Annotated in this window: 8 protein-coding genes and 2 pseudogenes; 3 read left to right on the plus strand and 7 right to left on the minus strand. The window is 47.7% G+C overall.

Features of this window, described 5'->3' with window-relative positions:
- Window positions 1-142: 142 nt before the first annotated feature.
- Window positions 143-1099, minus strand: coding sequence for an aminopeptidase (locus HQRW_RS01965; RefSeq protein ID WP_014555248.1), 957 nt, complete (start codon window positions 1097-1099; stop codon window positions 143-145).
- Window positions 1100-1241: 142 nt separating this feature from the next.
- On the opposite strand from HQRW_RS01965, the gene HQRW_RS01970 reads away from it, so the two are divergent.
- Entirely contained in the window at window positions 1242-2315 is a 1074-nt protein-coding gene (locus HQRW_RS01970) for a type II glyceraldehyde-3-phosphate dehydrogenase (protein ID WP_014555249.1), read from the plus strand.
- A gap of 88 nt (window positions 2316-2403) precedes the next feature.
- Here HQRW_RS01970 and HQRW_RS01975 read toward each other — a convergent pair.
- A pseudogene (locus tag HQRW_RS01975) lies at window positions 2404-2931 on the minus strand (YfcE family phosphodiesterase).
- A gap of 237 nt (window positions 2932-3168) precedes the next feature.
- On the opposite strand from HQRW_RS01975, the gene HQRW_RS01980 reads away from it, so the two are divergent.
- Window positions 3169-3543 carry a DUF7533 family protein gene (locus HQRW_RS01980; RefSeq protein WP_231852392.1) on the plus strand — a complete coding sequence of 125 codons (375 nt, stop codon included), beginning with the start codon at window positions 3169-3171 and terminating at the stop codon, window positions 3541-3543.
- Between the two features lie 153 nt (window positions 3544-3696).
- Here the strand turns inward: HQRW_RS01980 and HQRW_RS01985 are convergent, their stop codons facing one another.
- From HQRW_RS01985 to HQRW_RS01995, 3 genes and pseudogenes are all read right to left on the minus strand, one after another.
- Window positions 3697-5091 carry a M24 family metallopeptidase gene (locus HQRW_RS01985; protein WP_014555252.1) on the minus strand — a complete coding sequence of 465 codons (1395 nt, stop codon included), beginning with the start codon at window positions 5089-5091 and terminating at the stop codon, window positions 3697-3699.
- A pseudogene (locus HQRW_RS01990) lies at window positions 5088-6943 on the minus strand (UvrD-helicase domain-containing protein). Before HQRW_RS01990 ends, HQRW_RS01985 begins: the two are co-directional and overlap by 4 nt.
- Before the next feature lie 118 nt (window positions 6944-7061).
- A complete protein-coding gene (locus tag HQRW_RS01995) occupies window positions 7062-7247 on the minus strand; it encodes an HVO_0416 family zinc finger protein (protein ID WP_014555254.1) in 186 nt (61 codons plus the stop codon).
- Between the two features lie 179 nt (window positions 7248-7426).
- Between HQRW_RS01995 and HQRW_RS02000 the strand changes: the two genes are divergently transcribed.
- Window positions 7427-7909 carry a DUF7541 family protein gene (locus HQRW_RS02000; protein WP_014555255.1) on the plus strand — a complete coding sequence of 161 codons (483 nt, stop codon included), beginning with the start codon at window positions 7427-7429 and terminating at the stop codon, window positions 7907-7909.
- Between the two features lie 1197 nt (window positions 7910-9106).
- Here HQRW_RS02000 and HQRW_RS02005 read toward each other — a convergent pair.
- Both HQRW_RS02005 and HQRW_RS02010 read right to left on the minus strand, forming a co-directional pair.
- On the minus strand, window positions 9107-10636 hold the full coding sequence (locus HQRW_RS02005; RefSeq protein WP_049891544.1) for a carboxypeptidase M32: 1530 nt from the start codon (window positions 10634-10636) through the stop codon (window positions 9107-9109).
- Between the two features lie 540 nt (window positions 10637-11176).
- The gene (locus HQRW_RS02010) at window positions 11177-12319 is read right to left on the minus strand and encodes a M20 family metallopeptidase (protein ID WP_014555257.1); all 1143 of its coding nucleotides are present in this window, start codon (window positions 12317-12319) and stop codon (window positions 11177-11179) included.
- Between the last annotated feature and the right edge of the window lie 35 nt (window positions 12320-12354).

Consider the following 12354-nt stretch of genomic DNA (forward strand, 5'->3'; position numbering starts at 1 on the left):
GTTCGCTGGTAGGTGGATTGATGACCCGTTGACACAGTACAGAGTTGAACCGTTCAATTAGAGGAATAACCAAAGAGCATGTAGAGATATTGATTTGAACGATAGATGATTAATTATCAACAAATATGAATTTTATACGGTCTCAGGAAGGAAGTGATACCTTTTCACCATCGACATAAACGGTTGGGTCCTGAATAATTCCATCAAGATGTAATGGTGCATCAGTCTCACCACCAATACCAAGATTATCACCAATCGCAACATGAACCGTTCCTGCAGCCTTCTCATCAAGAAGAACCGATCCACCGAGTGTGCTCACACCAACATTTGTTCCAATCCCCAATTCAGCAAGATTGTATGCAGCATCACCGGCGGTCTCTGCTGCAGTCTCAATTTGATTGCGAATCGCATCATCGCTTATTCTGCTGACGGTCCCATCTTCCACTTCAAATTCAAGCAGGTCGTCCGGGTCAACTCGACCATGTGGTCGCATTGTGCCGTCGACAACATACGTACCTGTTGCTGTTACTGGTGCGGTGAATACCTCTCCAGCAGGAAGATTTGAGAATGACCCAGCAGTATCAATGGATCCTGTGTCCTGATACCACTCTCGCTCACCGGGAGTCACTTTGAGATCTGTTCCTGCAGGTGAGGTGATGCGTATCTCATTTGCGTCTGCAACCTGGTCATAGATATTACGACTATGGTCACTAATTGTTTGATAGTCGGCGTCTAATCCTGTCATAAAGACATCTTGTGTGATGCCAGGAAGCGTTGCCCCTCTTGCCCCTGCATCGCAGGCTTCTCCTCGTGCCCGAGTGTGGCTGATGCTCTTTGTTGTTGGTGCAAAAAACACATCCGCATTTTTCATTGCTGTTGCAACAAACGTTGGTGGCTCTTCACCATGCTGTGATCCTGGCGGGTACTGAATTAATGAGACTGTATCACTGATTGTCTGCGCTGCATCAAAGAGCGCCTCGGCGATTGGACGGCGATTGTGATCTGTAATAATCACACATGACTCTGTAGGCTGGAGCGATGCACACTTCTCAACGGCCGTTGTCGCCGCAGCAGCAAGTTTGGATTTAGACTGATGCATATCATATAATCAGAGCGCTGTCGTGTTATGGATTCGGGTCACTGCGGCTATCATCCAGATATAACACAGTACTCGTCCGGTAGTTAATTTCTCTTTAATATCTTCGAAATAATTATAGACGTGCTCACTTGATTGTCCAATAATGATACGAGTGGGTGTCAACGGCTATGGGACAATCGGCAAACGTGTCGCCGACGCTGTTGCGTTGCAACCCGATATGGAAGTCGTCGGCGTCGCAAAGACAAAGCCGAATTTTGAGGCCCACACCGCTGATCAACGCGGTTATGAGATGTATGCTGCAATCCCAGACCGCGCTCCATTATTTGGGGATGCTGGCGTTGAACTTGCCGGTGCGGTTGATGAATTGGTTGCGGCTGCTGATATCATGATTGACTGTACACCATCTGGAATTGGTGCGGAGAATAAATCACTGTATGAATCATACGACACCCCCGCCATTTTTCAGGGTGGTGAAGATGCAACGATTGCTGAGGTGAGCTTCAACGCTCGGGCGAATTATGCTGCTGCCTGTGGGACTGATAGCGTTCGAGTTGTTTCATGTAACACTACTGGATTATCACGGGTTATTGCTCCACTTCAGGAAGCTTATGGGATCGAACAGGTTCGAACGACACTCGTTCGACGTGGTGGTGATCCCAGTCAAAATTCCCGTGGTCCGATTAATGACATTCTGCCAAATCCAATCTCAATTCCCTCACATCATGGTCCGGATGTTAAGACGATTTTTCCTGATCTTGCAATTGATACGCTTGGATTAAAAGTTCCAGCAACACTGATGCACGTGCATGCACTCAATGTAACGCTCAAGTCTGATGTAACTGTAGCACACGTTCGACAGTTGCTTGAAGAAGAATCTCGAATCTATGTTATTAGTGAGGGAATGGGGATTGACGGCGCTGGAAAACTCAAGGATTTTGCACACGACGCTGGGCGTCCACGGGGAGACATCTGGGAAAACTGCGTTTGGGGTGAATCAATTGCTATCTCAGGTCGTGACTTGTATTTCTTCCAAGCAATCCATCAGGAATCAGATGTTATTCCAGAGAATATTGATGCGATTCGAGCAATGACCGAATCAGCAACAGCCGCTGAAAGTATTGAATTAACAAACCGAACACTTGGCGTTGGGATTACCGGGTCACCAGTAGGAGTCGTTGATACTGATCACTCTGGAGTTGAGGCTGCAGATGACTGATTACTATTCGCTCACAGGGTGAGAAATCTGTAAATATACCTCAAATCTGTTCAATTGTTATCATAATGCAACTATTGAAAATGTTGTCCTAATTATCATTAGCACTGATCGCATGAACCGTCACTGCATCTGTTGATACTGCATGATTTGTATCATCAGCGCCTGAAATCGGGAGTCCACCTGGATTAACATGGACGAGCCATCAGACAGTTCGACTGTTTGTTCATGTGTGTCCGCGAAGGACGTAATCATATTGTCCACATCCAAGCAGCGCATCAACAAGACGCTCACTGGTCCCATGATACACGGCGATATCAACCGTTGAATCTGAGGATTCGTTTGCATGATTTTCAAGTGATAGATGAGCACTTTCTCCGTGGTACGTTCCAGACCCGTTTTCGAATCCCTCAATCGTTGACGCCAGTGCCCACTCACCATCATTGTTCCCGCGGACAGCATGCAGAGGTATCCCAGTATCAAACAGTGACGCAGTGAACGGCGAGACGATACCACCACAATGGACGATCATATCAACATTAGCACTCGTGAACGTCTCAATAGCCTGTTGAGCAAGCTTGAGATTATCGTGTGTATCTGAGCAACATCCAATGCGCATTAGTTATTCACTAATTAACCCTTATCTGAATTGACATCTTCCATCGGCAATCGCTGTGACGCTTCAGACAATCTCGATTAATTTCATCGGCAGTGCAAGGAGGTCAGCTAACTCATGATGATTGCACATTACCACTTTTGTATACAGATTGAGAGACTCCCTTGATAATTGAATGTGACCTCAGCTGGGAATTGACAATTTGTGACACAAATCATTAATTCAATGCATTTCTTATGAGTGAATATTGATGGAACACAGTCACCGCTACTACACTTACTCGGCACAATTCGTGGTGGAGTTGAATTAGTGACTCCAATGTCTCTTGGTATATTAGACATGATTGGGATTGCAGGAACGCTCATCTTTGCCCTCCCAGTCGGTATCTTTGGCGTAGAGCAGTTGGCGACTGGTCAGTTCGGTCTTGGGAGTGCGCTCATTGGAATTGCGGCGTTGATGATTATTCTTCCACAACGTCTGATTACCCCAAAAGAAATCCCTGTTGCAATGAGCAAACGACTTATCGGGATAGTTGGGACCTCCACTGAGGAACAGTCTGCGGATGGTACCGACACAACGGATGAACCTGACTCAGCCGTGAGTAAAAACCACTGAGACAGCATCGGGGTAATATAGTAAAACAGCAAAATAAGATTCTTATGACTGTTGAAAACATAGACATATCACTCAATATGTATATCTAAGTCGAATAAGTGACACAATATCTTTATTAGTACGCTGAGTCTGACATTAAATCCGAATCCATCATCAGGATGAATATGAGTTTGCTGTAGGTGTAAGCGACCGATTCATATCATTCGATGAAGTTGCCCGACTCCCAGCAACTGAAACCCCGTCCTTACCGATAGTAACCACATCGCAGAGTCGGACACCACCATATTCTATATTAAATACTCCTAGTGCGATTGAAACAACTGTCCCAGGGTCCATTGTCATTTCAGAGTCAATATAAGGACGCTCTCGCTGCGATAACCCAATTCCGTGTATCATAATATTAATACCCTCAGATTTCTTAGCTGATCCCTCAGATGCACTTGGATTAAATCCAAAGGCTGCAAGCTCTGCGAGAGCCTCATTATAGACAGTTGTAGGCGATATTCCTGGTTCGACTGTCTCAATTGCTGTCTCAAGCGCAGCCTCAACAGCAATATGCGCTCGTCGTTCCCATCCTCCCTCACTCTCAACGACGATGGTCCGCCAGATAAGTCCATGATATCCATTTGGACCGCGTGGACAAACACCAATCTGTATTGGGACGCCAGATTGTATCGATGTCGAAGACAATACGCCCGATCCGATATTCCTCGAGAGGCGTGACACTGCTGATTCGGTCGTTATTATACATACGCAATCCCCGCTGCCAACTCCGCGATGGGCAAGCTCAGCGGCTGCAATTTGTTCGAGATGTCGTGTAGTAGTTGGTTCTCCCTGTAGGAGTAGTTGCCCATCACTTACGGTCATATCCGCAATTTGAGTCTCAATACGAGCGATTGCTGCCAGCCCTGCTGATTGTACAATCTTAATCGCCTGACGTTCAGCAGCATCTTTTTTCACCCGAGCGTTTGTCACCGCCGATGTAGACTGAAGTGTGTACCCAGCTTGTTCAAGATGAATAGCGCTGTCGTGTGGAATTGTCGATGGAACAAGTACTGTCTGCGTGTCTGCACATTCTGCATCTGTTGTCCGCGCTGAATCGAGAACAGCCGCTGCCTGGACACCAATTGGTCTGGAATCCTGATAGATTGGAATTGCGATGTCTGAATTGACACGATTATCTCCAGGCTCACTGGCGGCGGATATTTCATCACAAGCTATCAGCGAATCACTATACTCAATTTGTTTACTAAGAGCACGGTATTCTGCCTGTATCGCTTTTTTAGCTGCTTCCGATTGTACACAGAGTACCGGTCCTGAATCTGTATGAACATAGGCACTATTGTTTGAGGATGATATCGCGGTCAAGTATCGAAACGAAGCTGTGGGGTACTCACTCTCAGTGGTATTGATATTTACAAACCCAATTGCATCATGAGATTCAATCGCAGTAACAACAGGCGTTCGACTCGGTGTGACGACAACTGATGGATCATTTATGCCGAGTCCGGCATCAGTAGCGCTCTTGAGAGATGTATTATCGTTCACGCGTCCGGTTCAGGGGCTGGAGCTGACTCCTCTTGAGTCGCCGCAAGCAGATCATCAACCGATTCATGGCGAGTCTCATTGTGAAGAAGAACGCTAATTGGTAGGGTTGGTGCCCCCCGACAAGATTCTCAAGTAATACAAGTCGCTCACGAGCACGCGACATCCCAACATAAAATACGCGTCGTTCGTTGTCTGTAAGAATCGGCACCGGGTCGGTCCGTGCGGTAAATTCGTCGACGCCAGGAACTGCACTTTCATCAACAGATGCAGCCATCTGTTCGACGACCTTCTCCGTCAGATCAGTCGCAACAAATACATGATCTGCTTCACGACCCTTTGCAGAATGGATTGTCCCAACACGAATGCGGCTTGGGTCCATTCCACCATAGTCCCCATCGAAATACGCCTCCACAGATTTTCGTTGGAATGAAGTCACTTTCCTGAGCATATCACCGGCTGCAGCTGTATTCGGAGCGAAAGGCGCATGTTCAGAAATAATATCTGGCTCAATCGATAGTTCTGTTAAATCGTCGACGTCGGCAGCTTCTTTTTTATCATCGATATAATCAAACAGTGCATCACGCTCTTTTGTCCCGAACGCAGATGCCTGAAGCATATCGGCGAGTCGCCGCGCCTGTAATCCAGTGAGAGTTTCATCACGGTCCAATTGTTCAATTCCACGAACATACTGCGTGAGTCGATCTGTCCACATCCGCTGGTCAGTGAGTGCTGAAAATGGCATTCCTAATGGGAGGAACTCATCAATAAATTGGAACATCTGATATCGAGCACGAAATAGGATCATTAACGTTTCTTCACCGTCGCTCCGCTCGACAGTATGACGAACGTTACGTGCGAGATCGAGCATTGATGGGGATTCGATTCCCTCAACGGTGCCTCCTTGTTTACGCGGATGGAGATCTTTTTCTTGTCGCTTGTCGATATGTCGGATCTCTTGATTAACGACGCTAAGGACCTTTGATGGGAGACGGTATGAATTTGGGAGTACAACGTCTTCATCGCGATTAGCATCAAGTAACAGATTTGGATCAGCTCCCTGCCAAGCATATACGACCTGGTCATCGTCACCAGCGATGAGTACACGATCAACACTCGACCTCCATTTTTCATAGACGTCATATTGTAACGTGGTGATATCCTGAAATTCATCGATAACAAGATAATCTACTTGCGGGACAAGTGAGCGCTGTTTTACCCGTTCGAGCATATCGGCAAATCCAACCAATCCATGATCCCCTTTGTATGCCCGCCATGCCTGGATTACTTCTGGGACATGAATACGGTCATCATCAGATGACCATGTTGGTGTGTACTTATTTCCCTCCTGTGCATTTGGGTCGACATCAGGTGGGAGTCGGACCTCTTCAACATTCCACTGAAATGGAACTTCATACCAATCAGCTACATCGCGTCGCGTTCGCTGAAGCCATTGACTGGTTGCAATTATTTTATTCCCAAGTGTTGTTGACCGCGCCGTTCGCCGACCTGCACCACCATATTTATCTTCGAACTCAACGCCATATTCCTCGCAGAACTCTTGTTTATCACTATCATCGATGACATCTCCCCGCGAGAGATTTAATAGCTCATAGGCTTTTGCGTGCATCGTCGCGACATTTCCTTGAAGAGCGCGTGGAGAGATATCAAGTCGCTCGGCAAGCCGCTCGCGAACCTCTGCGGCTGCGGCCCGTGTATACGAAACAACAAGGATATCACGAATGCTAACATCATCGGCATCAAGAATCTTGTCGACCTCATCAAGTAACGCAGTGGTCTTTCCACTGCCAGGACCACCGAACAGTCGGGTGATTTCCGGGTTGGCATCGCTCATTGTCCGTATACACGCTCTTACTGGTGATAAACCGTGTGCTTCTATGCTCAGTGGTGATACATGTTACTGAGCACTTGAGTATTATAATATAGATAATCTATCAGCAGTGATATTGGTGCTAGTTCGACTCTGGAGTCCACTCGCAGACAGAACACACTGTTGCCGACATGTCATGCAGTGCACCACAATCCGGGCACTGTTTCTTATTATACGATTCCTCCCAGCTAGCGGACTCTACCTCATGTCCACGATCACTGAGAAACTGATCGAACAGTGCGTCATCAGAGGGCGGTGCTGATGCCATACACATTATGATACTCGTTACCATTACTTATGCTTACCGCTAACTTAGGTCAGTATATCCAGCTCAATCATACATAATTAATCGGTCCACTAACTCTGCTGCTGCATCATTCTTCAACATTTATTTGTTTCATATACTCACACAAAACGGTCTTGACAACTGGGGGCATACAGTCGACGATGAGTTTCACTCCGTCGCGCGATTCAAATACCAATCGGGCTTCTTCATCTTCCAACACTACGAACATCGACTCTCGTCAGAACTCAAAACCTGAACCTGAACCTGACCCAGACCCAGACCCAGATTCGACTGGTATATGGCATGCATTTGTTCCATTTGGCTTCGTCGCCGCAGAAGTTGGTGTTCTCTTTGACTTCACACCTATAGCCGTTGGTGGACTCGTCCTCTTCGGACGAAGTATTGCTGGCGTTCTTGTTGAGATGCGCTTCGTTCGTGGACCGATGTATCTACTCACTGCTATCGGCTTACTCTATGCGCTCGTTGGAAGCGGACTCATCTATGTGTTTGGCGGATCAGCCGGGGCGTTTGAGCTAGGGTTCCGTGGGATTGCGCTCGCTGTCGCAGGCGGTGTTACGACCGCACTCGCTGCATGGCGCTGGTTTGAGACTGAGACTAGTGCAGATCCGGGTGTTGGATCGTAAATATAGTTGCGTGTTATATGCTGAGCAGGCACAATGCCATGACGTTCAAACCGTGGATACGTGCTGTTGCTCTTTATGCTAATCTACAGATTAACAGGCAGAGTGCCTCGAGGCTTGACCCCGAGGGTGAATGCCGTCACTATATGCCACAAATTTAACCATTTCTAGCGTTCAATATAGCGACAACGACCAGAAACAACCCATCAAAGTATGGAAATGAAGACCTCATTTCCTTCGCTGGTCGTTTGACAGTTTGGAAATGTGGCCGCTCTCAAAATCCGCTACTATGATGGTGCGACGGGGGTTTCAACGGGCAGAGTGAAGCCGCCGACCTCCACGGACTCCTCGCGGAGTTCGGGTGTTAATTCCAGCCGACCCCTCACGGGGAAGGTCGGAGGGAATTAAATTCGCCTGCGGGTGCTGTGCAGACCCCAAACGGTGAAGCCTCGGGGCTTGACCCCGAGGTACTTCACCGTTATCTTGCGACTCACGCTTCAACATCAATACGTTTCATCGGATATTGAGGCGGATACTCCGAGGCTCGACCCTGGAGAGGAAGCCAACGGTCACCTGAGTTGCAAAATATCTATTCTTAACGATCCTGCATGATTCGATAGTGACCAGCAGCCACAAGTGTTGTTAGTCATGGGCTGCCAGTCAACCAGCCCCAAAATTGGGGTCGCTGACTCGTGAATGCCTGCAACTCGACAGGGAATAATATTGAGTCTCACTCAGGTATGACGCGACAAGACTACCGATAAGCCTCGGGACCTGACCCCGAGGTTGTTGACTGACGGACACCCATATTATAATGTAGGAATCGAGTGAGAATAGGGCGATTCCCGCCAGTCCGACGATGGCGGTCTGTCCGTCCCGAGCAATCAGATAATCCTTGGAGTCAGTCCGATGAATGGTTGGGTTCCGACACTGAATCGATACCGTGCTGGGTTGCTTACAGGCATCCTGAAAGTAACTCTGAGTATGCTGACGACTGTTGACGTCCTCGTAGTCGTGGCACAAACAACACCGGGCGCGGTAATGGTCGAGAACAGGAGTTCTCCTGCTACCACCACTAGTCCCGCCCGATTCAGCCAACGAACACCCCGATCAGATTCGAACTAATTTGGTATTCGGTGGGATCGCGAAATCTGACACTCATACCACTTGGAATTCTTTCGTATGAACGCGAGAAGAATGTCAATTCCCCACACGAAACTCTTGATCAAGATCATATAGTGATCCATATTTTTCACTCACGTACGAGATGAACGCGTCTGCAGTAAACGATGAGCCCGTTGCCTGTGTGATGAGTTTATCAGTCTCGTACCGCGCCCCGTGTTGATGAACATTTGTCTGGAGCCACCTACGTATCTCATCAAATGACCCAGCAGCAACCTTTGAATCAAGTTCAACAATCGATTCCTTAGCAGCAGCATATAGTTGTGCGGCCATTGCTGATCCAAGTGAATATGTGGGGAAATACCCGATATTTCCGTGACTCCAATGAATATCCTGTAGGCAGCCCTCAGCATCTGTCTCGGGTCGAATTCCAAGATACTCCTCGTATTTATCATTCCAGATGGCTGGAACCTCCGCAACATCAATGTCTCCAGCAATCAGCGCACGCTCGATTTCGTATCGAATTAGAACATGTAGATGATACGTTAGTTCATCTGCATTAACACGAATGAGATTATCCTTATATACCTGATTTGCGGCTTCATATGCTTCATTGACACTCAATGCATCTGTCTTTGGGAAATGAGTATTAATTTGTGGTAACAGCACATTCCAAAATGCACGCGAACGTCCAACGTGATTTTCCCACAAGCGCGATTGTGACTCATGAACCGAGAGATCTCGATCCTCACCAAGCGGCGTTGCATATGCATCATCTGATAATCCCAGGGTGTAAGTTGCATGACCGAATTCATGAATTGTTGAAAAAAGTGACCCAAGCGGATCAGTCTCATCAAATCGCGTCGTGACCCGGGCATCGAAGCTTGTCCCCATTGAAAATGGATGTGGCGCTGTATCGAGACGACCCCGCTCCCATGGATATCCGAGTGTTGTCAGAACGTCTCGACAAAGGGCTTCCTGATTGGCAGACGAGTATGTTCCCTGTCTGGTAAATGCATCCGTCGCTAGTGTCGTATCTGATGCACGAATCGCATCAATCATCGGAACAAGCGCCTCACGAATTTCTCGAAGAACAGATTCTACGTGATCAAGTGGAAGGCACGGCTCAAATTCTTCAAGCAAGACCGCATACGCATCACGAGTTGGGTCAATATACTCAGCGTATTCGCGGTTTAGTTCGACATGCCGCTGTAGATACGGGGCAAATGCATTAAAATCATTGTTCGCTTTTGCAGATTCCCAGACCGAGAGCGCCTCTGAGGCTGTCTCCGACATCTCTGCAACGAGTGACTCTGGGACTGCTGCTGCTCGTTCGTGTTTTCGACGAATCTCCCGTACAGTCGCTTTTTCATCAGACGAGAGTGAATCACTGTTAGCACGCAGTGTTTCAAGCGCGTCTGCGATTATATCATCAGTGAGTGCGTTATGTGCAACAGTTGAGAGTGCTGAAAGTTGTGCTGTTCGAGCCGGAGTTCCACCCTCTGGCATTGTCACTTGTTGATCCCATGAAAGCACACCCTGCGCATGCTGAATGTTTGCTATCTGCTCATACTGCTCACAAAGTGTCGCGTATGCGTCTGTCGACATTATCAATATATACCACGGTAATGCAATCAACCCACCGCTCGTTGATTGGTGGTGTATCATAACTCCGACTATTTGTCAAGGTGAGAATAATTACGTCGGTAAACTGTCTCGAGATTAAGTCCCGTGGTATCCGCCTTGTAACTCTGTGAACTCCCCCGACCTACTCAACCGTCGGAGACGGCTTCTGTGAGGACGGGAAAGGGGCTTTCAGTGAAGATTGATTTAATCTCCGAGTGTTCCACATTGGAGAGAACTATCCGCTGTAGGGCGTTCACAGCCCTCACTAGACTCTTTTTTCAAACATCTTACTTGAGCGATTGAGCTTACCTGTCCAAACTGTGGCGAAACGACAAGAACGGATGGTGTTGCCGTCTGATTCAGCGGTTTGAAAGACTTCCACATTAGACAATCAGTGTATATCGGACTACAGTATTACCGTTATGATCATCGGGCATATCTCCTCGCTACTCGTTCGTTTCACTCACTCCTCGAGAAAGGGGGTTTTACCCTTTATTGTGATAAAATTACAGCTGTGAACTACTAATCGGATGACCAGCATTCATTATTGTCGATACAATGTTGTGATGGAACAGCACGATATATCTGATAACATCGCTCGATTGCATCAATCGAGACACTCTCTTGAGCAGTATGTGCTTCTCCTGGTTCAGCAGCTCCGACGATAACACAAGTCGTCCCGGCATCCGAAAGCCATCCAGCATCGGTTGCATGTGGCTTTGTCACCTTTCTTGGCGTTGTTTCTGAATGTATATTCGCTGCTACGTTTGTCACAGCAGTAGCAAAGGTTGGGTCATCACATGCCATCGGCGGGAGATCTTGGTCGATACTCCAAGTTACACCTTCGACAGCTGCCCGCTCAATTGGAGCACGTTTGCCGGGCACAGTCCGTTCGTCGATAGTGATCTGACAAGTATCAGGGATAGTGTTCCACGCAGTCCCCCCATCAATCTCAGTAACAGCTACACTCCCTGAAATCTCTGTCTCCCCGACAGAGGCAACCGGTGCATCAGCAGCCAGTTCTTGAAGAATATCGATAGCATCTGAGGCACGATAAATAGCGTTTATGCCACAATCAACTTCACTTGCGTGAGCAGCCTCACCGTGTGCAGTGAGTGTTGACCCCCGCCGTCCCTTATGTGCAACGACAACATCTGTTTGTTTCACTCCAGCGTAATTCGTTGAGCCTTCACCAACAATAGCATACTCTGGGCTAAACCCATTTTCAATCGCTGCCTGTGCACCGATGCCACCATCTTCCTCGCCGATGAATGATGCGAATACAACCTCAATACCGTCAGCAGGAACTATATCACGAAACGCAAGGAGAGCAGCGGCAAGTGATCCCTTCATATCTGCGGTGCCGCGTCCGTATAGTCGTCTGTTCTGCTTTGTTACTTGATACTCCCCATTATCGGTCACTTGCTGTTCATCAGGATCAACAACATCATGATGTCCAGTAAGTGCAATCGACACCGAGCCTATACCTCGTCGAGCGATGATATTTCCGTGTGAGTCCCGTTGCGCCGCTGCATCGGTGTTGTTCTCAATCCAATTGTAAATTACGTCACCGACAGCAGTTGCGTCGCGATGACTTGGGATTGAGACAAGCGTTCGTGTGAGTGAGACCAGCTCATCGCGAATGTTTGTGTGCTCTAAAGACATGCTATCATATGCTATCCCCAGTGTTAAAATGTCTC

The sequence above is a fragment of the Haloquadratum walsbyi C23 genome, from assembly GCF_000237865.1.
Classification (GTDB): Archaea; Halobacteriota; Halobacteria; order Halobacteriales; family Haloferacaceae; genus Haloquadratum; species Haloquadratum walsbyi.